Source organism: Streptomyces sp. NPDC003284, from assembly GCF_053589675.1.
In genome coordinates this window covers 1-24,640 of the sequence record NZ_JBSFSI010000028.1, presented here as the reverse complement: position 1 = coordinate 24,640, position 24,640 = coordinate 1, and the positions used below count along the sequence as shown (strand labels likewise).

Annotated in this window: 16 protein-coding genes and 2 pseudogenes; 11 read left to right on the top strand and 7 right to left on the bottom strand. The window is 73.3% G+C overall.

Annotated features, from left to right (window positions below):
• Nucleotides 1–76: 76 nt before the first annotated feature.
• Nucleotides 77–1,321, bottom strand: coding sequence for a helix-turn-helix domain-containing protein (locus tag ACWDYF_RS34540; protein ID WP_389473523.1), 1,245 nt, complete (start codon nucleotides 1,319–1,321; stop codon nucleotides 77–79).
• A 339-nt stretch (nucleotides 1,322–1,660) separates the two neighbouring features.
• Here ACWDYF_RS34540 and ACWDYF_RS34535 point away from each other — a divergent pair, with 339 nt between their 5' ends.
• The gene (locus ACWDYF_RS34535; RefSeq protein ID WP_389473521.1) at nucleotides 1,661–3,871 is read left to right on the top strand and encodes a DEAD/DEAH box helicase; all 2,211 of its coding nucleotides are present in this window, start codon (nucleotides 1,661–1,663) and stop codon (nucleotides 3,869–3,871) included.
• A 99-nt stretch (nucleotides 3,872–3,970) separates the two neighbouring features.
• Here the strand turns inward: ACWDYF_RS34535 and ACWDYF_RS34530 are convergent, their stop codons facing one another.
• The gene (locus tag ACWDYF_RS34530; RefSeq protein WP_381738287.1) at nucleotides 3,971–4,690 is read right to left on the bottom strand and encodes a S1 family peptidase; all 720 of its coding nucleotides are present in this window, start codon (nucleotides 4,688–4,690) and stop codon (nucleotides 3,971–3,973) included.
• Between the two features lie 341 nt (nucleotides 4,691–5,031).
• On the opposite strand from ACWDYF_RS34530, the gene ACWDYF_RS34525 reads away from it, so the two are divergent.
• Both ACWDYF_RS34525 and ACWDYF_RS34520 read left to right on the top strand, forming a co-directional pair.
• Nucleotides 5,032–8,124: an AfsR/SARP family transcriptional regulator gene (locus ACWDYF_RS34525; RefSeq protein WP_389473518.1), complete on the top strand. Its 3,093-nt coding sequence runs from the start codon at nucleotides 5,032–5,034 to the stop codon at nucleotides 8,122–8,124.
• 101 nt (nucleotides 8,125–8,225) lie between these two features.
• Complete coding sequence (locus ACWDYF_RS34520) at nucleotides 8,226–9,050, top strand: DUF4232 domain-containing protein (RefSeq protein WP_389473516.1); 825 nt, start codon at nucleotides 8,226–8,228, stop codon at nucleotides 9,048–9,050.
• Nucleotides 9,051–9,233: 183 nt separating this feature from the next.
• Here the strand turns inward: ACWDYF_RS34520 and ACWDYF_RS34515 are convergent, their stop codons facing one another.
• Entirely contained in the window at nucleotides 9,234–10,340 is a 1,107-nt protein-coding gene (locus tag ACWDYF_RS34515; protein WP_037888045.1) for a pyridoxal-phosphate dependent enzyme, read from the bottom strand.
• A 243-nt stretch (nucleotides 10,341–10,583) separates the two neighbouring features.
• Between ACWDYF_RS34515 and ACWDYF_RS34510 the strand changes: the two genes are divergently transcribed.
• From ACWDYF_RS34510 to ACWDYF_RS34485, 6 genes and pseudogenes are all read left to right on the top strand, one after another.
• Nucleotides 10,584–12,137, top strand: a complete 1,554-nt coding sequence (locus ACWDYF_RS34510; RefSeq protein WP_389473514.1) for an AMP-binding protein — start codon at nucleotides 10,584–10,586, stop codon at nucleotides 12,135–12,137.
• A 328-nt stretch (nucleotides 12,138–12,465) separates the two neighbouring features.
• Nucleotides 12,466–13,218: a GntR family transcriptional regulator gene (locus ACWDYF_RS34505; RefSeq protein WP_018565193.1), complete on the top strand. Its 753-nt coding sequence runs from the start codon at nucleotides 12,466–12,468 to the stop codon at nucleotides 13,216–13,218.
• 487 nt (nucleotides 13,219–13,705) lie between these two features.
• Entirely contained in the window at nucleotides 13,706–13,879 is a 174-nt protein-coding gene (locus tag ACWDYF_RS34500) for an SPOR domain-containing protein (protein WP_018565194.1), read from the top strand.
• Between the two features lie 370 nt (nucleotides 13,880–14,249).
• A complete protein-coding gene (locus tag ACWDYF_RS34495) occupies nucleotides 14,250–14,651 on the top strand; it encodes an NUDIX hydrolase (protein ID WP_018565195.1) in 402 nt (133 codons plus the stop codon).
• A gap of 119 nt (nucleotides 14,652–14,770) precedes the next feature.
• Nucleotides 14,771–15,204: pseudogene (locus tag ACWDYF_RS34490) on the top strand (ATP-binding protein); the annotation flags it as partial.
• Between the two features lie 447 nt (nucleotides 15,205–15,651).
• Nucleotides 15,652–18,432: a SpoIIE family protein phosphatase gene (locus ACWDYF_RS34485; protein ID WP_389473511.1), complete on the top strand. Its 2,781-nt coding sequence runs from the start codon at nucleotides 15,652–15,654 to the stop codon at nucleotides 18,430–18,432.
• A gap of 79 nt (nucleotides 18,433–18,511) precedes the next feature.
• On the opposite strand, the gene ACWDYF_RS34480 is transcribed toward ACWDYF_RS34485, so the two are convergent.
• Entirely contained in the window at nucleotides 18,512–19,171 is a 660-nt protein-coding gene (locus tag ACWDYF_RS34480; RefSeq protein ID WP_381738275.1) for a zinc ribbon domain-containing protein, read from the bottom strand.
• A 243-nt stretch (nucleotides 19,172–19,414) separates the two neighbouring features.
• Here ACWDYF_RS34480 and ACWDYF_RS34475 point away from each other — a divergent pair, with 243 nt between their 5' ends.
• Both ACWDYF_RS34475 and ACWDYF_RS34470 read left to right on the top strand, forming a co-directional pair.
• A complete protein-coding gene (locus ACWDYF_RS34475; RefSeq protein ID WP_064535011.1) occupies nucleotides 19,415–19,657 on the top strand; it encodes a hypothetical protein in 243 nt (80 codons plus the stop codon).
• A 186-nt stretch (nucleotides 19,658–19,843) separates the two neighbouring features.
• On the top strand, nucleotides 19,844–21,064 hold the full coding sequence (locus tag ACWDYF_RS34470) for an MFS transporter (RefSeq protein WP_389473508.1): 1,221 nt from the start codon (nucleotides 19,844–19,846) through the stop codon (nucleotides 21,062–21,064).
• 24 nt (nucleotides 21,065–21,088) lie between these two features.
• Here ACWDYF_RS34470 and ACWDYF_RS34465 read toward each other — a convergent pair whose 3' ends face one another.
• The 3 genes and pseudogenes from ACWDYF_RS34465 to ACWDYF_RS34455 all read right to left on the bottom strand — a co-directional run.
• The gene (locus tag ACWDYF_RS34465) at nucleotides 21,089–22,033 is read right to left on the bottom strand and encodes an immunity 49 family protein (RefSeq protein ID WP_389473506.1); all 945 of its coding nucleotides are present in this window, start codon (nucleotides 22,031–22,033) and stop codon (nucleotides 21,089–21,091) included.
• Nucleotides 22,034–22,158: 125 nt separating this feature from the next.
• Nucleotides 22,159–23,010 (bottom strand): immunity 49 family protein, encoded by an 852-nt coding sequence (locus ACWDYF_RS34460; protein ID WP_389473504.1) that lies wholly within the window; start codon nucleotides 23,008–23,010, stop codon nucleotides 22,159–22,161.
• A gap of 10 nt (nucleotides 23,011–23,020) precedes the next feature.
• A pseudogene (locus tag ACWDYF_RS34455) lies at nucleotides 23,021–24,640 on the bottom strand (hypothetical protein); the annotation flags it as partial.

The window sequence follows — 24,640 nt, the reverse complement described above, 5'->3', positions numbered from 1 at the left end:
CCCCCCGGGGCCGGGGGTGACCGGCCGGGCCGGGCCGGTCCGCTTCGAGCCGGGGCCGGTGAGGGAGGAGCCCGGGTCAGCTGTGCGCGGGGGCGAGCACCCGTGCCAGTGCCGGTTGCAGATCGCGTACGGCCTGGTTGTTCCTGAACCGGGAGAGCTCCCGTGCGAGACGGCGGACGTCGCTGTTGACCGTTGCCGAGGGCACGGCCGGCATCACCGCCAGGAGTTCCCCGGCGATGGCGCACGCGTGCTCGACCTCTCCGGAGGCGGCGTGCGCCAGGGACCGGCGGAAGCCGTAGCGGGCGCGGGTGCGCAGCGCGTGCGGCGGGAGGCGGCGGCACTCCCGGTCGAGGACCTCGGCGGCGGCCCTGGGGCGGCCGAGGTCGTGCAGGCACCAGCCGGTCGTCATCGCCGCGGGGTCGCTCACATGGGTGGTGCCGATCACGGGTTCGGTGCCGTCGCGGGCGTCGTCGCCCAGCAGCTCCCGTGCCCGGTCGAGACTGCGGAGGCAGCCGCGTTCGTCGCCGACGAGCGCGTGTCCCTGTGCCTCCCGCTGGGCCGCCAGCCCACGGATGCGCGGCGGGAGCCTGCCGCTCTGGGCCCGGCGCGCCAGAGCGACGGTGCCCGCTGCGTCCCCGCCGTAGAGCGTGACCAGGGCGCGTCGCACGAGCGCGTAGGAACCGAGGTACGGATCGCCCCCGGCGCGCGCCAGTTCGGCGGCCTCACCGGTCCAGCCGAGCGCCGCGTCGTCGTCCCCGGCCTCCTGCGCCATCCAGCCGGTGAACTCCGCGAACCGGGACGCGAGCCGGAGCGCGGGGGCACGGGTGGCGGACGGGGTGTCGGCGGCCAGTGCGGCGACCATGCGCGTCTGCGTCTCCAGCAGCGGGAGCAGCGCCTTCGGTGCGGTGGACTGGCCGAGCTTGCGCAACTGGTCGAACTGTATGCGGAAGGACGGAAGGAGGGGCGCGGCGGTGGAGGACGCCTGTCCGCCGAGTTGCAGGCCGAGGTCGATCAGCGACCCCGTACCCGTGGCGAGGACGGTCCGGCGTCCCACACGACGGCCGCCCGGTGCGGCGGGGGAGCCGGTGGCGCCGTCCGGGTCGGTCCCGGGGCCGCTGCCCAGGCGTTGCAGCGCACCGTTCGCACCGAGGAACGCGTCGCACCGGCGGGCCAGTTCGGGGGACGCGGCTCGCTCCCCCCGCTCGACCTTGCTGAGGTATCCCTTGTCGTAGTTGAGTGCCACGGCGAACTCGGTCAGTGTGAGCCCTGCTTCCAGTCGTAAACGGCGAAGTTCCGGGCCGAACGGTAGAGCCGTACTCATCAAGAGCCTCCCCTGGAGCAGTGGCCGTGAGAGTCCTGCGCCCTCACGGGGAAATTCCGTTCGACTTTCACTGGTCGTACGAAGACCCGACGGTGAACACCCGTCGTGATGGCACTGGTTCGCATTGCAGCCGAGAGCGAGTTTGACGCGAGGCGCGCGTCGGGAATCGGGGTTCGGGGGGGCCTGTTGCCTCTTCCGGCTTCTGTTGCCCTCCGGCTGCTCCCGGCCGTGTCCGGACGAAGCGAGGGTCCCGCCTTTTCCCGGGCGGGCGGATCCGCGGGCCGGTGTGACGGTGTGCGGTGGGAGGATGCGGCACGTCGGGAGAAAGGGGCGGGGCGGGTGGGGCGGCGGGAGCGGGAGGTCGTGGGGCGGGGGGTGCGGCTGGGGGAGGCCGCGCAGGGGGTCGTCGCGGAGTACGGGCGGGCCGTGGCGGCCGTGCGGGAGGCGTTGCGGCCGCTGCACGACGCCCTCGTGGAGCGGGAGCTGGAGGCCATCCCCGTCGCGCGGCTCCAGGACGTCACCGAGGGGCGGCTGAGGCTGGGCGGGGTCGAGCGGAGCGGCTTCGGGACGGTGGGGCGGGTGCTGGGGGCGGGGCCCTACCGGCTGCGGCAGATCCCGGGTGTCGGGCAGCGTACGGTCGACCAGATCCTGGCCGCCGCGCACCGGCTGGCAGAGGCCGTGCACGAGACCGTGGCCGTCCGCATCGACGTGGACCGGCCGGAGCCGGGCACCACGGCGCTGGTCATGGCGCTGCACGTCCTGGTGGAGGCCGGGCCGGACGCGCGGCGCGCCGTCGACCGGGCCGCCGCCCTCGCGGAGCGGCTCGGGCCGCTGCTGGCCGACGCGCGGCCCGTCGGCGGACGGCTGCGCATGGTGCTGGCGGGCCGGGAGAAGCGGGCCCGTGCGCTGGCCGCGGTCGCCGAGGTGCGGGCGCGGGTGGAGGAGGCGGAGCAGGCGGGGCTCGCGGAGCTGTTCGCGCAGACCTCGGTGGATCTGCTGCGGCCCCCGGCCGACCTCGCGGCCTGGGCCGATTTCGAACTGCGCTCCGCCGAGTACTACAGCCTGCTCGCCGAGGTCTCCGGGCGGCAGCCCGACGCGGCCGCCGCCGAGGGCTTCCTGCCGGAGGAGGTCGTCGAACGGGTTCGGAACCAGCCCCTGGACGACTCCCGCCGACGGGTGTCCCTGCGCGGCTACCAGGCGTTCGGCGCCCGGTTCGTGCTCGCGCAGCGCAAGGTGGTCCTCGGTGACGAGATGGGGCTCGGGAAGACCGTGCAGGCGATCGCCGTGCTGGCCCATCTGGCCGCCGAGGGGCGGGACCACTTCATGGTGGTCTGCCCGGCGAGCGTCCTGGTGAACTGGACGCGGGAGATCGAGGCCCGCAGCACCCTCGCCGTCCGGGTGCTGCACGGCCCCGACCGGCGCGAGGCGTTCGCCGACTGGCAGGCGCGCGGCGGGGTCGGGGTGACCACGTTCGACGCCCTGCGCGGCTTTCCCGCGCCCGATGGGGACACGGTCGCCCTGCTCGTCGTGGACGAGGCGCACAGTGTGAAGAACCCGCGGGCCAAGCGCTCGCAGGCGGTCGCCCTGTGGGCCGGGCGGTGCGAGCGCGCGCTGCTGATGACCGGGACACCGATGGAGAACCGGGTCGCGGAGTTCCGCAACCTGGTCGGCATGCTCGAACCGCGCCTCGCGGACTCCCTGGGCGAGGGCGACGCGCTGGCCGGATCGGTCGCCTTCCGCAAGGCCGTCGCGCCGGTCTACCTGCGGCGCAACCAGGAGGACGTGCTCACGGAACTGCCCAGCCTCCAGCACACCGACGAGTGGGAGGATCTGAGCGCGTCGGACCAGGAGGCGTACCGCGAGGCCGTGCGCGCCGGGAACTTCATGGCGATGCGCCGGGCCGCGTATCTGCGCCCCGAGAAGTCGGCCAAGCTGGAACGGCTGCGGGAGATCGTGCACGAGGCCGCGGCGAACGGGCAGAAGACCGTCGTCTTCTCCCACTTCAAGGATGTGCTGGCCGTGGTGGAGCAGGCGCTCGCCGACACCGGCGGCGCACCGCTGTCCGGTCCGCTGTCCGGTCCGCTGTCCGGTCCGCTGACCGGGAGCGTCCCGGCCGGCCGGCGGCAGCGGATCGTCGACGACTTCGCCGCCGCGACCGGCCCGGCGGTGCTCCTCGCGCAGATCCAGGCGGCGGGCGTCGGCCTCAACCTGCAAGCCGCCTCCGTCGTCGTCCTGTGCGAACCCCAGATCAAGCCGACCGTCGAGCACCAGGCGGTGGCTCGGGCCCACCGCATGGGCCAGGTCAGGCCGGTCCGCGTGCACCGGCTCCTGGCCACCGGCGGCGTCGACGAACGCCTGGTGCGGATGCTGGAGCGCAAGTCCCGCCTGTTCGACGCCTACGCCCGCCGCAGCGCCGTGGCCGAGGCCACGCCGGACGCCGTCGACGTGTCCGACACGGAGCTGGCCCGCCGGATCGTCGAGGAGGAACAGGAGCGTCTGGGCCTGGAGCAGGAGCCGGTCACCGGCAGCGGCGGCAGCGGCCGGGCGTAGGCAGTCGCCGGAGCGCCGCGGTCATGCGCCCGGCGCCGGGCCCCGTACGGACGACGGGAAGGGGCCCGGCGCCGGGCCGAACGTGTCGCCGACGGGCCCTCAGACCCCCGCGATCGACTGGATCCACGACCGGTACGCCGTGACGTTGGCGTACGCCGTGGTGGACTGGCGGTCGCTGGTGGAGGCGACGCCGACCTGGACGCCGCCGGCCATCATGGGGCCGCCGGAGTCGCCGCCGGCGGTGATGCCGTTGCCGCGGGAGGCGCAGATCGCCGAGCCGCCGTAGGCGTCGGTGCAGCCGCCGCTCACGGTCACATTGGCGACCTTGAGGTAGCGGGACTGGCAGTTGATCTCGGAGCCGCACTGGGACGTGGCGCCCCAGCCGTAGACCTGGACGCTCTGGCCGACGCGTACCGTGCCGGGCTGGCCGAGGGTGGCGTACGTGGTGGACACCGAGCGGTCCAGGCGGACCAGGGCCAGATCGGCGCTGTGGGTGTAGATCTGCACGCCGTTGGCCGTGGTGCCGCCGCTGTACTGGTCCAGGCTGCCGACGCGGAACGACAGCGAGCCGCCGGAGACGCAGTGCTTGGCCGTGAGGATCCAGGTCGGCGCGATGATCGTGGCCGAACAGCTCTCCTGGCCGTTGGCGTACAGCCGGGCCGCCCAGGGGCCGCTGGAGGCGTAGCCGCCGCCGATGATGGGCTGCGGGGCGGTGGTGGTGGGGGGCGCGGCCGGGGCGGCGCTCGCCGTGGGGGCGAGCAGGGCCAGGACGGAGACGGCGGCTGCGGCGAGTGCGGGCGCGAGTCGGGATATGCGCAAGATTCCTCGATCCGGAGGACACGTCGGTGGACGTGTGCGGGCGGGTGGGGAAGCAGGTGACGACGGCCTTGTGGGCCGGGCCCGCGCCGTACGCCGCCCGGAGGCAATTGTCGGCGTGGGCATGACACACCCTTCCGGACGGGAGAGCCGCTCGGGTACTCCCATCCGGCCATAACGCGGTGATATGGCCGCGGTCGGGCCGCCCGCCGGGGAACGCGGAGCGGCGGGGCGCCGCCGCCCGTCCGATCCCGTGCCCGGGATCGGCAGGTGGGGGACGGTACGGGCGGGCTTCCCACGTATCCTCGGCACGGGACGGGGCCGCGGATCAGGAGGTACACAGGGTGGAGTTCCGGCTGCTCGGATCCGTCGCCGTGGTGACGGAGAACGGAGACTTCGCCCCCGGTCCCGTGAAACGGTGCAGTCTGCTGGCCATGCTCCTGCTGCGGCCCAACACCGCGGTCAGCGTCGACCAGCTCACGGCCGCGCTGTGGGAGGACGAACCGCCCACCCACTTCAAGACGGTCCTGCAAGGGCACGTCTCGCGGCTGCGCGCCCTGCTCGCCGACCACGGCGCCCGCGAGTACGGCGTCGAGCTGACCACCCAGGGCGCGGCCTACGAGCTCCAGATGCCGGAGTCCCTGGTGGACGCCCACCGCTTCGAGGAACTGGTCGCCCTCTCCCGCGTGCAGCGCCGGCCCGCCGACACCGTACGCATGCTGCGCGAGGCGCTCGCCTGCTGGCAGGGCCCCGCCCTGACCGGCACGGTGCGCAGCGGTCCGCTGGAGGCGGCGGCCGGCGGTCTCGAAGACCTGCGGCTCGCCTCGGTGGAGGCGCTGGCCGAGGCGTACGGGCAGCTCGGCGAGCACGGCAGGGCGGCCGCCGTACTGCGCACCGAGGCCGTCGCGCATCCGCTGCGGGAGTCGCTGGCCGCCGCCCTGATGCTGGCCCTGGGCCGCTCGGGACGGCAGTCCGACGCGATCAACTGGTACCACCGCACCCGGCGGCTGCTCGCCGACGAACTCGGCGTGGACCCCGGCGACGCGCTCACCGAGGCCTACGCCGTCCTGCTGCGCGCCGCCGACCCCGCGCCGCTGCCCGCCCGTACGGCCGCGGAACCGGCCACCGGGCCCGCGGCGGGATCTGCGGCGGGATCCGCGGCAGGATCCACGGCGGGAGCCGGGGCAGGGTCCACGGCGGGCACTTCGGCCGGTACCGCCGCCGCTCCCGCCCCGGGCGCCGCCGAAGCCGCGGGCGCCGAGGGAGCCACCGCCGGAGCGGCCACCGGGGCCGCCACCCCGCCGACCGCGGGACCGGCCGCCGAACCGGTCGACGGACACACCGCCGGACCGGCCTCCGGACCGGCCTCCGGGCCAGCCACCGCAGCCACCGTGACCGCCCCGCCCGCCCCGCCCGCCGATTCCCTCCCGCAGCCCACCTCCCCGCCCGGACCACCGTCCGGCCTCCCGTCCGGGTCCCCGTCCGCACCGCCGTACGTCCCCCACCCCCAGTACGCCACCCCCCAGTCCCTCCCGGCCGCAGGCCACCTCGCCCCGCCGCACGCCGATCCGCCCGTACCGCAGTTGCTGCCCCGGCCGCCGCGCGGCTTCACCGGCCGGGACCGGGAACTGGCCGCGCTCGGCCGGGCCGTCACCGCCACCGACGCGCCCGTCTGCCTGATCACCGGGGCCGCCGGGGTCGGCAAGACCGCGTTCGCCCTGCACTGGGCCCACCAGCACGGCGCCGCCTTCCCCGACGGGCGGCTCTTCGCCGATCTGCGCGGCTTCAGCGACACCCCGGCGCCCGACGCCGGAACGGTGCTGCGGGAGTTCCTGCTGGCCCTGGGCGTCGCCCCGCAGCGCGTGCCCGAGACCACCGCCGCGCGCGGCGCGCTGTTCCGCACCCTCACCGACGGCCGCAGGCTGCTCGTCGTCCTCGACAACGCCCGCTCCTCCGAGCAGGTCAGACCGCTGCTCCCCGGCGGCGACCACTGCGTCACGCTGGTCACCAGCCGGGACCGGCTCGGCGGCCTCATCGCCTCCGACGCCGCCCGGCCGCTGCCGCTCGCCCACCTCCCGGCCGCCGACGCCGAGGCGCTGCTCGCCAGCGTGCTCGGCGAGGACCGGATCGCCGCCGAACCCGAGGCCGCCGCGCGGCTGGCCGGGCTCTGCGACGGGCTGCCGCTCGCCCTGCGCGTCACCGCCGCCCGGCTCGCCCAACGCCCCCAGTGGACGCTGGGCGCGATGGCCCACGAACTCGCCGACGAGCACGGCCGCCTCGCCCTGCTCGACGTCGAGGACACCGGCGTCTCCGCAGCCCTGCACCTCACCGTGCAGCAACTGCCCGAGCCCGCCGCCCGCATGTTCCGCGCCATCGGCCTGCACACCGGCTCCGACCTGGACCGGTTCGCCGCCAGCGCGCTCGCCGGGACCACCCCCGCCCAGGCCGGTGCCGATCTGGACCGGCTCGCCGCCGCCCATCTGCTCACCGAGTCCGTCCCCGGCCGCTGGACCCCGCACGACCTGGTCCACCTCTACGCCCGCCACCTCGCCCCGCAGGCCGACCCCGAGGGCCTGCGCCGCCTGCTGGACCACTACCTGTTCACCGGGCTCGCCGCCGACGCGGCCGCCGAACCCGGGTCCCAGCCCTGCTACGCGCTGCCCGCCGATGCCCGCCGCCCCGCCGCCACCCGGGAGTTCGACGACCGGTCCGCCGCCCTCGCCTGGTACGCGGCCGAGCGCCCCGCGCTGGAGGGCGCCGTGGCCGCGGCCGCCGCCCTCGGCCTGCACGACCGGGCCTGGCGGCTCGCCCTGGTGCAGTGGCCGCTGATGCTGTGGCGGATCACCGACGGCTGGACCCCGCTGCTGGAGGCCGGACTCGCCTCCGCCGAGCACGAGGGCGACCTGGACGCGCAGTCGCGGACCCGGGCCCTGCTCGGCTGGATCCTGCACGAGGAGGGCCGGGACGCCGAGGCCCTGGTCCACCTGGAGTCGGCACCCGAGCTGGCCGCCCGCGCGGGCGACGCCATCAGCGAGGCCATCGCCTGCGTCAACCTCGCCGCCGCCCTGGACGCCACCGGGGACAGCCTGCGGGCCGGGGAGCTGATGACCCGCGCGGTCGCCCTCGCCGACAGCACCTGCCACCCCGCCACCCAGGTGCTGGCCCTCCAGCACCTGGCCCAGTACTGCCTGCGCACCGGCGCCCACGAGGCCGCCCTCGCCCACACCCTGCGCGCCACCGACCTGGTCTCGCCGCACGCCGTCGTCGGCCGGGCGCAGCTGCGGATCCTGCGTGGCGAGGCCCTGGCCGGGCTGGGCCGGACCGCCGAGGCCGCGGACGAGTTCCGGCAGGCGGCGGCGGCGTCCGAGGCGGCCGGGTTCACCCAGGGCTCGGAGCGCGCGACGCGGCTGCTCTCCCTGCTGGCAGCGAAGCGTTAGCGGGACGTAAGCAGGACGGCAGCGCGGACGCCGAAGCTGTGTACATGGCACCGAGCGCGGGACACCGGGCACCGGGACGTCCGGGGACACAGGTGCCGTCCATGTCAGCTTCACACCGCCTCGGGGGAGAACCCACCATGCGCAACCACCGCAAGCACACCGTCCTGGCCGTCGCCGCCTTCGCCGCCCTCTCCCTGGGCCTGACCGCCTGCGGCAGCGGCGACGGCACCAAGGACGAGGGGAAGGCCGCGGCCTCGCAGCAGGCCACGGACTCCGCCACCGCCGCCGCGACCTCCGGCGCCTCCGGGACGGCCGGCTCCGGCTCGTCCTCCTCGTCCTCCTCGGCCTCCGGTTCCGGCAAGTCCGGCTCCTCGAACTCCGGGAACGCCTCCGACGCCGCCGCCAAGAACAAGGGCGGCTCGGGCTCGGGCTCCGGCACCGGCGCCGGTTCGGGCTCCGGTTCCGGTTCCGGTTCCGGCAAGTCCGGCGCGAACGCCCCCGCCTGCACCTTCAGCGACATGAAGGTCACGATGGAGAAGGCCGACGAGACGCCCACCGAGCACATCATGCTCACCGCGACCAACAAGTCCTCCCGCACCTGCCACCTGCTGAAGTACCCGCTGCTCGCCTTCGGCCCCATCCAGACCGCCAAGGACATCCCGGCCGTCGCCAAGAGCAAGTCGCTGGTCCCCGTCGTCCTGGAGCCCGGCCAGGCGGCGTACGCCAACGTCCGGATCGCGAACGGCGGCGTGCACGAGGACAACAAGGTCTTCAACGAGTTCGACGTGAACTTCTTCGCCGCCGACGGCCCCGCCGAGGGCAGCATCGGCGTGCATGCCCCGTCCGGCGGCCTCGCGGTCGACGTGGCGGCCGCCAAGACCGGCTACTGGACCTACGAGCTGCGCAACGGCGCCGACGAGTTCTGAGCCGCCCGTCGGCACCCCCGCGGGCCCGAGGGCACGCGGGCACGAGGGCCCGGTACGACCCCCGCCGTCCGGCCGGGTCGCACCGGGCCCTCGTGGCGTACGTATCTGCACATATGCGTACGAACGGCATGAGCGGGCGCCGCTGCGGCCGGGGTGAGGGCCATGCCCGGACGGGGCCCGGTCTCAGGCCCGCGCCAGGCCCGACTTCAGGCCCGCCCCGCACAGCGGCACCACCGCCGACCTGCCGCCGAGCGCGCCCTCGCGCACGGCCGCCCAGCACACCGCGCTCGTCGACTCGACGTACAGCCCCTGTGAGGCCAGGTCGAGCTGCGCGTGCCGGATCCGGTCCTCCGAGACGGTCAGGAAGGTGCCGCCCGAACCGCGTACCGCGCGCAGGATCTGCCGGGCGCGCGGCGGCCGGGGGATGGCGATGCCCTCGGCGTACGTGGGGGAGAGGGTGGTGTCGCCGACGAGTCCGTCCGCGCCCTCCTGCCAGGCGTGCGCGAGCGGTGCCACCGCCGCCGCCTGCACCGCCCACAGCGCCGGACGCCGGTCCAGCAGGCCCGCGCCGTGCAGCTCGGCGATCGCCAGCGCCGCGCCCAGCAGCAGGGTGCCGTTGCCCACGGGCAGGACGAGCACGTCGGGCAGCCGGCCGCCCAGGTCCTCCCACAGCTCGTGGACGTAGGTCTTGGTGCCGTGCAGGAAGTACGGGTTGTAGACGTGCGAGGCGTAGAACGTGCCCGGCTCGTCCGCCGCCCGCCGGGCCGCCGCGCCCGCCGCCTCCCGGTCGCCGTCGACCACCTCCGGGCGGGCGCCGTGCGCCTCGATCTGCTCCAGCTTCTTCGCGGACGTGCCCAGCGGGACGTACACCGTGCAGGGCAGGCGGGCGCGGGCGCAGTACGCGGCGACCGACGTGCCCGCGTTGCCGCTGCTGTCCGCGACCACCCGGGTCGGTCCGACGCGCTGCGCCAGCTGGGCCAGCAGCACCGCGCCCCGGTCCTTGAAGGACAGCGTGGGCATCAGGTAGTCCAGCTTCGCCGACACCTCGTCCGTCAGGGTCACCAGCGGCGTACGGCCCTCGCCCAGGGACACCGTCGGCTGGGCCAGCGGCAGCGTCTCCGCGTACCGCCACAGCGAGTTCACCCGGCCGCTCAGCGACTTCAGCGGCGCCGGGGTGGGCGCGAAGTCGAGATCCAGCGGGCCGTGGCAGGACGGGCAGCACCAGGCGAGCGAGTCACTGGGCACCCGGACGCCGTCGGTGGGGCAGTAGCGGTCCGGCAGAGGGCTCATGGGGGCAGGTTAGGGCCTGTGCGGCCGATCGGCCGGGAGCCGGGCCCCGATCCCGGCGGGCCCGCCGAGGCCGGATCCGGCGGTCCGCGCACCACCCCGGTGAACTTTTCCCCGCCCGTCCACGGTTGGTGAAGGGCGGTCGGCCGGAGGCGGGCGCACCCCGAGAGGCGAACTCACACAACTCGCACAACTCACGTGCGACACGTGCGACACGTATGACACGTATGAAGGGGACGGGGAAGCATGGTCACTGTCGGCGAGAACTACACGGTCTCGGTGCTGCGACGGCTGTCCGCGAGGGGCGACGGTGACGCGATCGTCGCCGGGGAGCGGAGGATCAGCGGCGCCGAGGCCGCCGCCACGGTGCTGCGCTTCGCCGCGGCTCTGCGGAGCAGGGGACTGGCCGAGGGGGACGGCGTCGCGTTGTTCGTGGAGAACTCCCCGGAGGCGCTGCTGCTCCAGCTGGCCGTCCACTTCACCGGCTGCCGGCTGGTCTTCGTGCCGCCGGAGCCGGGCAACGGCGAACTCGAAGCGCTCGTCCGGCGCGCGGACGTCAAGATGCTGCTGTTCGACCCGGTGTTCGCGCAGCGGACCCGGCAGATCGCGGGCCGGGTCGGCATCCCGCACCTCCTCGGCGTCGGCCCGTCCTCCACCGCGGAGGACTTCCTGGCGTCGGCATCCGGCCGTACGGGCCTGTCGCCGGACGAGGCCGCCGACGGGGGGAGCGTCGCCACGCTCCTCTACACGGGCGGCACCACCGGGCTGCCCAAGCTCGTCGTCCACCGCAGCGGCTACTACGACACCTATGTGCGGGCCGCGAGCGCGTACGCCGATGACGCGTCGGACGGCCTCGTACTGCTGGTCTGCACGCTGGTGACGCACACCAGCGGCCACGGCACCTTCCTGGTGGGCCTCCTGAGCGGCCACACCGTCGTGCTGCTGAGGTCCTTCGACGCCGGTACGGCCCTGTCGATGATGGAGCGCGAGCGCGTCACCCGGGTGATCGTGGTGACGCCCATGCTGTACGAGCTGCTCGACCACCCGGACTGCGTACCCGGCCGTTTCCCCGCCCTGACGACACTCCACTACACCGGAGCGGCGGCTTCCCCCGCGCGCCTTGAACAGGCGATCGAACGTTTCGGGCCAGTACTGGACCAGATCTACGGCGCCTCGGAGAACGCGCTCGTCACCCAGCTCACCTCGCAGGAGCACGACCCCGGCCGCCCCGAGTCGCTGACCAGTTGCGGCCGCCCGGGGCCCGGTGTCGAGGTGGAGCTGCGCGACGAGGACGGCAAGCCGGTGCCGGTGGGGCACCCCGGTGAGCTGTACGTGCGCAGCGACACGGTCATGGAGGGCTACTGGCAGGACCCGGAGCGTACCGCCGAGGTGCTCGACGACGAGGGCTGGTTCCGCAGCGGGGACATCGCGCGCGCGGACGAGAACGGCTATCTGTACCTGGTCGACCGGGCGCGGGACATCATCGTGACCGGCGCCACGGCCGACAACGTCTACTCCCGTCTCCTCGACGACTTCCTCGCCGCGCAGCCCGGCGTCCGGGAGGCCGCCACCGTCGGTCTGCCGGGCGCCGACGACCAGGAGACCGTGCACGTCGTCCTGGTGCCCGAGGATCCGGCCGGCACTCCGGACCTCCCCGGGCTGACCCGCGCGATCACCGACGCCCTCGGCACCCTCTACACGCCTGCCTCCTACTCGGTCGCCGATTCCCTGCCCCGGACGACCGTCGGCAAGACCGACAAGAAGGCGCTGCGCGCGGCACTGCTGGCGTCCCGCGGCTAGATCCCGGCCCGGACACGGCCGACGCGCCCGCCGTCGGTGCCCTCTGCCCCTGGCCTCTGCCCTTGCGCCCGGTGGCCGTCACCGAGCGCAAGGCTGTGGTCCGGGCTGCCGGGTGCGCCGTCGAGGACCGGTGTGCGGTCGGGGGGACGGCTGAGACACGCGGTGCGGAGCCCCCGTACGGCGGTTCCCATACCGGGGAGAAAGTGCCTGCGTAAAGCCCCCCGACCCCACAACTCATCACTTCGGGTGATTCCTTGGCCTCGACTTGCAAGTCACAACCTACGGTTGCCACCCTGTTGCTGTCTGTGCAACCTGATGGGAGTGGCCAGTGACTTTCGGTGAGCAGCCGGCGTATCTGCGCGTCGCGGGCGACCTCCGCAAGAAGATCGTCGACGGTCTGCTGCCCCCGCACACCCGGCTGCCCTCCCAGGCCAGGATCCGCGAGGAGTACGGCGTCTCGGACACGGTCGCCCTGGAAGCGCGCAAGGTGCTGATGGCCGAGGGCCTGGTCGAGGGCCGCTCCGGCTCGGGGACGTATGTGCGCGAGCGGCCCGCGCCGCGCCGGGTCGCCCGCTCCGGCTACCGCCCGGCCGGCGGCGCCACCCCGTTCCGGCAGGAGCAGGCGGCCGCCGACGCGCGCGGCACCTGGGAGTCGAGCAGCGCGCAGGCGGAGGCGGGCGGCGCGATCGCCGACCGGCTCGGCATCAAGCCCGGCGACCGCGTGATGCGCACCAGGTACGTGTTCCGGGACGCGGGCGAGCCGATGATGCTCTCCACCTCCTGGGAACCGCTCGCCCTCACCGGCCGCACCCCGGTCATGCTCCCCGAGGAGGGCCCGCTCGGCGGCATGGGCGTCGTCGAGCGCATGCGCGCCATCGACATCGTCGTGGACAACGTCACCGAGGAGGTCGGCGCCCGCCCCGGCCTCGCCGAGGAACTGCTCACCCTCGGCGGCGTCCCCGGCCATGTCGTCGTGGTCGTCCAGCGCACCTTCTACGCCTCCGGCCGCGCCGTGGAGACGGCCGACGTGGTGATCCCCGCCGACCGCTACCGGGTGTCGTACCACCTGCCCGTGAAGTAACAGCCTGCCTCTGCCCGTCTCTGCCGTCTCTGCCGTCTCTGCCGCCTCTGCGGCATCACCGGCGCGCTCACGTCACCGGCGTGCGGCGCGGCGCGGGCGGGGTGGTGCGCGCCCCCTGGTGCGGTCCGGTCGGCGTGTGCCTCCGTCCCGGCCTGCCCGCGAGGTGTGCGCCCTGCCCCCACGGCGCTGGATTCCGGCCGTTCTCGCAGGTCGTCGCCGCGCGCACCGGCCGACGGCGCGAGGCTTGCGACCGTGCGCCCCTCATGTCCGCGTGCGGCGCGTTCGTCCCCGTGCGCCCCCTGCGGATTGGCCGGTTGCATACCTCTTTGTGAAAACCCGTATCCGCTGAGTGAAGGTTGGGCGTAGGCTCGGGCATATGCGAGCTGCGGTTTCCGCGGCAGGCGGAGGCACGGCAGAAGGCCGTAAGCCGGACGCGGTCGGGCGCGCGCGGAGCACGCGCCGGGCGGAAAGGAGCAGTGGGGGCGGGATGAACGACAGTACGGTCACTCTTCCCTGGCTGGTCGTCCGGCAGGACGACAACGGCAACCGCTACCGCGTGGGCAGATACGCCACTCGCGACGAGGCCGAGGAGACCGTCGGCAGCCTCCAGAGCCACGGCCACCAGCAGCTCTACTGGGTCGAGCGCCTCGAAGAGCGCTGAGCCGAAGCAGCGTCCCGGGACACGACTGCGGGCGGCTCCGGAGCGGGCGCCGGTGAAGAGCGCGCCCCGGCGTGCCCCGGCGCACAGGCCCGCACCGCACTTCTCTCCTCGCTCTCGCCTCTCTGTCCCCGCCTCGGCTTCCTCGGTGTCCTCGGCGTCCTCAACTTCCCTTGCTTCCTCCGCTGTTCCCGCCGCGATTTCCTCTGCTGCTCGGCCGTCGGCGGACCTTCCGCGGCGCTCCGGCGAGCTTCTTCCGGTGCGACGGAGAGCCGGTACCGGCTCCGGTCTCGTGACGGGCCCCGGTCTCGTGACGGGTGCCGGTCTCGTAGGGTCCTGCCTGACGCGGGTTCCGGACGGCGAAGGCGGAGTGATGACGGTCCTGATCGACACGGTGGCGTGGGTGCGCGTGGAGAACGGCAGGATTCTCTGCGCCAGGCCCCGGGGAAAGGACGTCTTCTACATCCCCGGCGGCAAGCGCGAGGGCGCGGAGAGTGATCTGGAGACCCTGCTCCGTGAGATCGAGGAGGAGCTGACCGTGCTCCTCGACCCGGCGAGCGCGCTGCACGTGGGCACGTACGAGGCCGAGGTGCCCGAGCTGCCCGGCGGTGCCGTGGTGCGTATGAGCTGCTACACCGCTGACTATCAGGGGAGGTTGGCGGTGAGCAGCGAGATCGAGGAGATGGCCTGGTTCTCGTACGCGGACCGCCCGCTGGTCCCGCCGGTCGACCAGCTGCTCTTCGACGACCTCAGGGCCGGTGGCGAATTGAGGTGAGCCGGTGCTCGGCGAGCGAGGCGGGAGGGGGCGGGCCGGGCTTCCGGGCGGCCGGGCGGGTACCGCTCCCGGAAGTGCGGTACTGGCCGCTGGATACCGGGTATGTGCCCATTAACCCCATGAAACCGGACATGGGGGCTCGCTGGCCCGGGAAGTGATCGGCGTGACCGACTCCGAAGGCGACTGCGCCGAGTGGACCTTCTCGGCGGAGCCCGGCGCGGTGCGCACGGCCCGTGCCGCCGTCCGCGGCCAGCTGCGCACCTGGGCCCTGGACAGTGTCGGCGACACCGCGGCCCTGCTGGTGAGCGAACTGGTCACCAACTCGCTGCGGCACGCGCACGGCCCCATCGGGCTGCGGCTGGTGCGTCCGGCGGGGCTGCCTCACGTGCTGCTGGTCGAGGTCTCCGACCCGCTCCCGGACCCGCCCCGCGAACGCCGCGCCCACCCCGACGACGAGAGCGGGCGTGGTCTGCAACTGGTCGCGGCCTCCTCCCGCCGCTGGGGCACCCGGCCGCACCGGTCGGGCAAGACGGTCTGGTTCGAACTGGCGGTGCGGGCGCACGACCCGGCCGCACCGGCCGGTGACGGCGTCTCACCGGAGCGGAACGGATCGGCCCCGTCCGGCCGCTCGAACCACACCGGTCACGCCGATCACACCAGCGGCTCCGGCCACCCCGGCCACCCCGGCCGCCCCGGCGGTCCGAACGGCCCGGTGACGTTCGCCCGTGACGAAGGGTGACGACGGATGCGGAGCGGGTCATCCGGGACGCCCCTCGCCGGCACTCGTGTGCGGCGGTTGTCCGCAGAGGGGTTCGACGGGGTGTTGCCTGGTTAGAAGACAGGTTGTGTTGTCACAGGAAGGATCGGGCCGGACCAGAATGCATCGGGATGCTCCTGTGATCGTGAACACCGTGTTGTGCGGCGCCGTAGTGCTGGATACTGCGGGCAGCCGCCCCCGGTGACCGGTGCCGGACGCGGTGAGCTGGAGGGGACGGTTCGCGTGAGCGAGATACCAGCGAAGGCCACGGAGTCCGAGGACCCGTCGGACGGCGCGAGGACGGGGACCGCGGGCGGCGGGGCCGTCGCGGGACCCGCGGGGGTCGAGGGTGTGCCGCCCGTGGACGCGATGTGGCAGAGCAGTCCGCCCGGCTCCATCTACGACTACATCAAGGTGGCGTCCTTCTCCATCGGCCCCGACGGGCACGTCGACCAGTGGAGCCTGCGCGCCGAGCAGTTGTTCGGCATCCCGGCCGAACGCGCCGTGGGGATGGACCCCATCGAGGCGTTCATCGACTCCGATCTGCGCGAGCAGGGCCAGCGCAAGATGGCCGAGATCCTCGACGGCCGGGAGTGGACCGGGGTCGTCCCGTTCCGCCTGCCCGAACCGGCCGGTGACGCGCCCCGCTCCCGTACGGAACACGGCGCGTTCACCGAGCTGGGGGCCGAGAGCGGGACCGAGGTCGGGACCGAGAGCGCGATCGGGACCGGGGGCGCGCGCGGCGCACGCGGGGCGGGAGGCGCCGACGGCGCACGCGGCGCGCACCGGCCGCGTGTCACGCGCGGCCTCGCCGAGGTGTACGTCATGCCGACCCGCACCGCCGAGGGCGACAAGGCCGCCGTCTGTATCGTCGTCGACGTCCGCACCCTGCGCAGCATCGAGACCGACCTCGCCGCCTCGCAGGCGATTTTCGGTCAATCCCCGTTCGGTTTCCTGCTGCTCGACCCCGACCTGCGGATCCGCCGCGCCAACCAGCGCTTCGCCGCCACCTTCGGCGGCAGCCCCGACGACCACCGCGGCAAGGGCGTCCACGACTATCTGCCCCGGGCCGAGGCCGACCGCGTCTCCGCCACCCTGCGCCGGGTCCTGGCGAGCGGCGAGTCCATCACGGACATGCACGTCACCGGCTTCGTCCCCGGCTCGGACCAGCGCCGCCACTGGTCCATCAACCTCTACCGCGTGCACAGCGGCAGCGGACGCCCCATCGGCATCGCCTGGCTCGGCACCGACATCACCGCCCGCCGGGCCGCCGCCCGCGAGGCCGCCGCGGCCCGGCGCAATCTCGCCCTCCTCAACGAGGCCGGTGCCCGCATCGGCAACTCCCTCGACCTGGAGACCACCGCCCGCGAACTCCTCGACGTCGTCGTCCCCGGCTTCTGCGACCTCGCCACCGTCGACCTGTACCAGGGCCTGCTGGCCGGCGACGAGACCCCGCCCGGACTCGCCGACGGGAGCGCCGAACTGCGCCGGGTCGCGTTCGCCAGCGCGGTCTCCGGCGCCCCGCTGTCCGCCACCGGCGCGCCCGTCGAACTGGGCGCCGTCCACCACTACGCCTTCAACTCGCGCTGCGCGCACGCCCTGCGCACGGCCCGCCCGCAGGTCGTGCCCGGCGAGGACGGCGGCCTGGTGCACTCCACGCTGGCTGTCCCGATGGTCGCCCACGACACCGTCGTAGGACTCGCGCAGTTCTCCCGGACCAAGGGCAGCGAGCCGTTCGGGGACCGCGACCGCGACCTCGCCGTGGAACTCGCCGCGCGCGCCGCCGTCTGCATCGACAACGCCCGCCTCTACCGGCGCGAGCACGAACGCGCGCTCATACTCCAGCGCTCCCTGCTGCCGCCCGGCGACCCGGAGGCGTCCGGCCTGGACATCGCCTGCCGCTATCTGCCCGGCAACGCGGCCACCGGCCGGCCCAGCGAGGTCGGCGGCGACTGGTTCGACGTCATCGAACTGCCCGGCCACCGCACCGCGCTCGTCGTCGGCGACGTGATGGGCCGCGGGCTGCGCGCCGCCGTCGCCATGGGCGAACTGCGCACCGCCGTACGCACCCTGGCGCTGCTCGACCTCGAACCGGCCGAGGTGCTCTCCCAGCTCGACGAGATCGCCCGCGGCCTCGGCGCACCCGGCGGGATCCAGCAGGCCACCCGCGCGGCCCGCCGCCCCCGCGAGGCCGACCTCTCCGAGGTCTACCTCGCGACCTGCGTCTACGCGGTCTACGACTCCGTCACGCGCCGCTGCACGTTCGCCAACGCGGGCCATCTGCCGCCGGTCCTGGTCGAACCGGGTGAGCAGGCGCTCATGCTCGACGTACCGCCCGGCCTGCCGCTCGGCGTCGGCGGCGAGCCCTTCGAGGAGGTGGAGGTCGAACTCCCCGAGGGCGCCCTGCTGGCCCTCTACACGGACGGCCTGGTCGAGTCCCGCGATCACCCGCTGGACGAGGGCCTCCAGGCGTTCGTCGGCGCGCTCACCGACCCGAACCTCCCCCTGGAGGACGTCTGCGACCACGTCCTCCACACGCTCGGCAGCCACCACGGCGAGGACGACATCGCCCTGCTCATGGCCCGCGTCCAGGGCCTGCCCGCCGAGTCCGTGGGCGACTGGACGCTGCCCCGCGAGCCGCGCAGCGTCGGCCGCGCCCGCGAGTACGCCCGCACCCAGCTCCTCGCCTGGGACCTGGAGCCGCTGGTCGACACCACCGAACTGCTGGTCAGCGAACTGGTCACCAACGCGCTGCGGTACGGCGAGGGCGAGATCCGGCTGCGGCTGCTGCTGGACCGCACCCTGGTCTGCGAGGTCTGGGACTCCGGCCTCGTCCAGCCGCGCCGCCGCCGCGCCCGCGACACCGACGAGGGCGGCCGCGGCCTCCAGCTCGTCGGCCTGCTCAGCGCGGCCTGGGGCTCCCGCCGCACGCCCCGCGGCAAGACCGTCTGGTTCGAACTCCCGCTCCCGGACGGCGACACGCCCCTCACCGATCCGGCGGAAGCGCTGCTGAGCCTCTTCTGATGCTCTTCTGCCCCTCTTCCGGGCGGGCCCGGCCCGGTGGCCGGGCGCGGCACCGCGCGCCCGGCCGGGAACGCTCCGGTCAGCGCCGGGTGCCGCAGGTCGGGCAGAAGGCCGCCGACGCGGGCAGCTCGCCGCTGCACGAGCCGCAGGTGTCCGGCTGCGCCATGCGCAGGCCGCAGCCGGGACAGAACGGGGAGCCGTGGGTCTCGGTACGGCACTGCGGACACACCAGTTGCCGGGGCGTGTTCACGTCGAAGCGCTGAGCCGCCTGCTGACCGGCGGCGTAGGCACGGTCGCTGACCGCGTCGTTGAGCCCGCGGCGCTGCGCGGCGAGCGCCTCGGCGGCCGTGTCGGGGGCGCACTGGAGACAGATGCCCTGCCCGGCGTTCCAGCAGCGGTCGCAGACGTAGTGCGTACAGCGCGGGCACCGGTTGAAGTGGTCCTCGGCGGTGGATATCGCCCGCTGGAACGCGGCGTCGCGCGACTTGCCGTAGCCCGCGCCCGCCAGCCCCTCGACGGCGCTGGACACGCTGCTTCCGGTACGTCCGACCAGCCCCCACGCGGCGCTGACCCCCTTGTCGACCCAACTGGCCGCTCTGCCGCCCGCGTAGGCCTCGAAGGGCGAGCGCCAGGTGTCGTAGCAGCGCTGGCAGCTGAACTCGAACTGGAATCCGGCGCCCGTGCCGCGCTCCTCGCACAGGTCGCGGTAGTTGTTGCTGAAGTAGATCTCGTCGCTCATGGCAGCCCTTTCCGGCCGTCCTGCGGCCGGGCCCCCGCCCGGCCGTCTCCCGCCCCGGCCGACACCCCCCTTGGCGTGACCGCGACGGCGCCCATGGCTCTCAGCAGGGCATGGGCGCAGAACACTTTCCCATACGGCGCGGGGGCGGGTGTCAGGAGTGCCCGGGGTACGAGACGACCGGGGTACGAGACGACCGGGGTACGAGACGACCGGGGTACGAGACGACCGGGGTAGGGTCCGACGATGCCTTTCGACGACGACGAACCCGTCTTCAGACGAAGCAAGTTCGGCACGAACCGCTACGAGTACAACCCGGACAACCCTGTCGGCATGGCCCTGATCGTCCTCTCGCTGCTCGTCGCCGGTGTGGTGCTGCTGCTCATGCACGAACACGCCGGGCCGTTCGCCCGCCCCGCGGACCGGGACACGTACACCCCCGCCCCCGCGGTTCCGTCGGCCCCGCCCGCGGACTCCTGGCAGCCCTGACCCACGCCATGTGCCCGGCGTCGGGCAGGAACGCGACAGTGACGACGAGGGCGACGGGGTGAGGGCGACGGGGTGAGGAGGACGGGGTGAGAGGGACGGTGCTGTCGCAGAGCTGCCAGCACCCCTTCCCGAGCACTGCTGGACTGATGGCGTATCACGCTGCCTCCACAGGACGGGACACCCACCATGCCGGCAACCACCACCACCCCGGCCGACAGCCGCCCCGCGGCCCCCGGATCCCCGCTGCCGGGGTGGCCGGCCGTGATCGCTGTGACGCTCGGCCTCTTCGCCGTCGTCACCACCGAGATCCTGCCGATCGGCCTGCTGACCTCGATCGGAGCCGGCTTCACCGTCTCGGACGGCACGGCCGGGCTGACGATGACCATGCCCGGCTTCCTGGCCGCGCTCGCCGCCCCGCTGGTCACCGCGGCCACGGCACGCCTCGACCGGCGGCTGATGCTCTGCGCCTTCACGCTCCTGTTGGCCCTGGCGAACTTCCTCGCCGCCGCGGCACCCGACTACTGGCTCGTGCTGGTCTCCCGGATCATGGTCGGGATCACGATCGGCGGCTTCTGGTCGATCGGGGCGGGACTGGCGGAACGGCTCGTGCCGCCCGCCTCGGCGGGCAGGGCGACCGCCGTGATCTTCTCCGCCGTCCCGCTGGGATCCGTCCTCGGCGTGCCCCTGGGCACCCTCGTCGGAGACCTCTTCGGATGGCGGACGGCCTTCACGGCCCTGGGCGTCCTGTCCGGCGGCGTCCTGGCGATGCTGCTCCTGCTCCTGCCGCCGCTCCCGCCGGTCCGGGCGACCCGGCTGCGCGTCCTCGGCGGCCTGCTCCGCGGCACCGGCACCCGGCGCGCGCTCCTGCTGACCTTCCTCGTCGTCCTGGCCCACTTCGGCGCCTACACCTACGTGACCCCGTTCCTGCACCAGGTCACCCGTGCCGCCGACGGCACGGTCACCGCGTTCCTGCTGCTCTACGGGGCGGCCGGCATCCTCGGCAACTTCCTCGGCGGCGCGTGGGCACCCCGGCACCCCCGTGCCGTCCTCGGCACCGCGGCCGCCCTGATCGCCGCGTCGACCCTCCTGCTGCCGCTCCTGGGTCACGGCGAAACGGGCGCCGTGCTCCTCCTCCTGACCTGGGGCATCGCCTACGGAGCCGTCCCCGTCGCCTCCCGGAGCTGCTTCGCCGAGAGCGCCCCGGACACCCCGGAGGCGGCATCGGTCCTCTTCACCGCCTCCTTCCAGGCGACGCTCTCCCTGGGCGCCCTGACCGGCGGAGCCACCCTCGACCGCACCTCCGCCTCCACACTCATGCTGCTGGGCGGCTGCACGGCGGCGCTGGCGGCCCTGGCATCTCTGGCGGCGGGGACAGCGGGAGCGACCCGCACCCGGCGGCGCGGCTGAATCCGAAGCACCGACACAGACGACTCAGGTGTCGTACTCCCCGACCCAGGACCGCCTCAGCAGGGCCCGGGGGAGGTACTCGGACTCGGCCTCGACGGGCATGTCGGCGTCGTAGGCCATGCACGCGATGGCGAGCGGAGCGAGGGCGACGAGCCCTTCGCCGCTCAGGGTACGGGCCTCGTTGGCCGTCCAGTACTCCTTGTGCCAGGTCAGGGCGTCGGTCAGGGCCGTGTTGAACTGCTCGGGCTCGCGGCGCAGATAGCGCTGGAACAGGTCGAGCGGCGGGTAGAGGATCTTCAGCATCAGCTCGGGGCCGGCGATCGGGGCCCGTTGCGGGTCCGTCCCGTCGACCGCGGTGATGAGGGTGTCCCAGACGGCCCGGCGGCCGAACCAGAGGTGCTGGAGGGTCTCCACCCAGGCATAGATGTACTCGTCGAACTCCGCGCCCGACGCGCGCAGGAAGGAGACCGGTACGCGGGCGAGCCGGTCGACCCGGTCGTTCTCCCGGCAGATCACCGCGAGGTAGAAGGAGGTCAGCCAGTTCCCGGCGTGCAGATAGTCCTGTGGCCCGGTCGCGGGGAGCTGCTTGGCCTCGCCCCTGCTGCCGATCCGGCACGGCACGGGGCCCTCCTCCGCCGTACCGGAGGCGAACAGCGCGCTGCCGACCTGCATCGCGGTGACCCACGCCTCCCAGCTCGGGAACTCGGCGGCCCGCGGATCGGTCAGGCACCGCCACTTCGCGAGGGTGAGGGCACTGGGCAGGGCGTCGTAGCGGTCGTCCTCGGAGGTCTCGATGCCGTCGAGGATGTCCGCGGTGTTCTTGATGACCGGTGCCATGAGTTCCGTCGCGTTGTCGGTACGGAACTCATGGCGGTCGATGCGGGTGGGGCGGGCCGGGATCTCCACGCGGGCGTTGCCTTCACCGCCACGGGGACAGGGCGGCTTCCGCCAGGTGCCGTCTTCGGCCATCGCGTCGGATTCCCTTCGTCGGTCGGCGGATGGAGTCGCGCGAACGCTCGGGCGAGCGGAGCGCGCGCGGTGGCTCGGTCGCCGCCCGCAGCTCGGCGCCGACGAGCGTTGTGCCGACGCGTGGATCAGGTGGGGAATTCGCCGCACCAGTTCCGTCCGAGGAGGGCGAGCGGCAGGTACTCGGACTCGACCTCGATCGGAATGCCGCCGTCGTGCGCGATGCAGGCGACAGCGAGGGGAGCGAGGGCGACGAAACCCGATGCTTGGGTGGCCCGGCTCTCCTCGCTCCAGTACTCCTTGTGCCACTGAAGGGCTTGGGTGAGAGCAAGGTTGAAACCCTCGCGATCGCCGCGGACGAAACGGTGGAACATCTCCATCGGCGGGTACAGCAGCCTGTTCACAGTTTCCGGATCGGCGACCACCTGGGGGTCGGTGGCGTCGACCGCGGTGACCAGCTTCTGGACCAGGTCCTGGCCGCCGAGCCAGTAGGTCTGAAGGGTTTCGATCCAGGCGTAATGGTGCTCCTCGAAGCGTGCGCCGTTCTCGCGCAGCAGGGACAGGGGCACCTGGCACAGTGCGGTGATCCGCTCCTTCTCCCGGCAGACCACGGCCAGGTAGAAGGCATTGATCCAGGAACCAGGGGTCACATACCACTGCGCTCCCGTGGCCTTGAGCGTGCGCTCCTCGTGCGCGATGCGGCACCGGACAACGTCCTCGGTCGTCGTGGCGGCGGCGAACACGGCGGAGCCGAGCTGCATCGCGGTCACCCAGGCGTCCCATGTGGGGAAGCTCGACGCCCGTGGATCCAGCAGGCAGCGCGACATGGCCAGAATCAGTGCGGTCTGCTGGGCCTCGCCCAGATCGGTCGGGTCCTCCGCAAGACCGTCGACCAGCTCCTGCGTGTCCTCCTGGAGCATGGCGATGCCCTCTTCCGCGTTCCCTGTGGGCAGTGGCGGACGGGTGATGACAGAGGCCAACGCGCTCTCCTCAGAAGATCTTGAAGTGCCTGAGCTTGGCTCCAGCATACTGACCGGTGTTCTCGGTGGCTTGGACGAGTACGTACCGCAAGGTCTTGTTCTTGATGGCCTTTGATATTTCCTTGGCGTACTTCCTGTCGAGCGGCGAAGTGGTGGCGCGCTCCGTCATGTCGGCCACAATTGTGCGTACGTACTCGATGGTGCCCTGCTTCACCATGGTGCTCGCATCGTGCAAACCGTTTCCCTGGCGCCAATCCAGCGTCCCGGCAGGTCCCTTCGCCTCGACGATGACGAGATTTCCGTCCTTGTCGCGCCAGAGCTGATCGAATCTCTTGGAGCCGTTGGGCGTGTCAGGGAGATCGGTTATTTCGTGAGCGCCTTCGAACTCCTTTTGCAGCAGCATGTGCCGGCGTGCGGCCTCCTCGCCCAGCGCCTCACCGAGCTTGGTGTTGTTGGAGACACCCTCACCTACAGTCAGGTCGAAGTGTCTCTGCGCATCATCGAGGGCCTGAGCGGTGATATCCGACGGATCGTTGTGGAATGCCTTCTCCGCATGGGTCAGGTCCATTCCTGCCCGACGCTTCGCTGCGACTTCGTCGAGATGCTTCAAGTCATGCGGGTCGACGGTGTCCCGGCCTCTCACGAGGTTGTCGAGGTGGTACTTCTCGGGGTTCGCGTAGGGAAGCTGATCGGCGGCCATCCAGCCGCCACCCGGCTTTTCCACGAGCTTCGGGAGGAGCTGGCCGTCGACCATTTCCAAGGAGTCGTTGCGCTTGCCGAGGCCCCACTTGTCGTAGTGTTCCGCGCGCCAGACCGGGTCCTCGTTGGCCAAGCGGACGTGTTCACGCGTGACAGCCGCCCGTTCGCCGGGCGTCCGCTCGTCCGCCGGCTTCTCCCGGGCCGCTTCATACTCGGCGCGGTGCCGGGCGGCCTCGTCCGGGTGGTGTGCCGCGTCCCGGGCCGCGTTCTCGTCGGCGGCGCCGGAGTGGTCGAACACATCGTGACCGGGGCCGGTGGGGTGGAGGTCGCCGGTCGATGGGGGCTCGTGGTGGCCGCCGCCTGTGCCGTGGCCGTCCGAACCTCCGCTGCCTTCGCTGTGTTCGGTGGCGGACGAGTTCTCGGGGTGGTGGCCGCCGCCCGTGGCCGGTGTGTGGTCGTGGCCGTTGTGGAGCGGGTTGTCGAGTTCGTTGCGGGGCATGTGGTCGCCCGCGTGGCCGCCGGGGGTGTGGTCCGGGGTGGTGTCCCCGTGGTGCGGGGGAGCCAGGTCGTCGCCGGTGCGGCCGAGGTCGCCGAGGTGGGTGTCGAGGCTGTTGCCGAGGTGGAGGTGGTCGCCGGTGTGGGCGGCGGTTTCTGTGGCGGTGTGGGGAGCCGTGCCGACGAGGGCGGGTTCGCGGGTGGGGTTGGGGGTGTGGGGCAGGCCGGAGTCTGCCGGGCCCGTTCCCGCTGCGGTGGGGGGTTTGTGGAGTTCGTCGGCGTGGATGAGGATCTTGCCGTTGCCGTCGACGATGTGGCCGTCGGGGTGTCCGTAGAGGGGGCCGGTGTGGTCGGGGGCGGGCAGGGGGTGGGCGCCGTCGTGGACGACGGGGACGTCGTCGGGGAGCTTGAAGGTGCCGTTCGGCAGTTTCGTGGC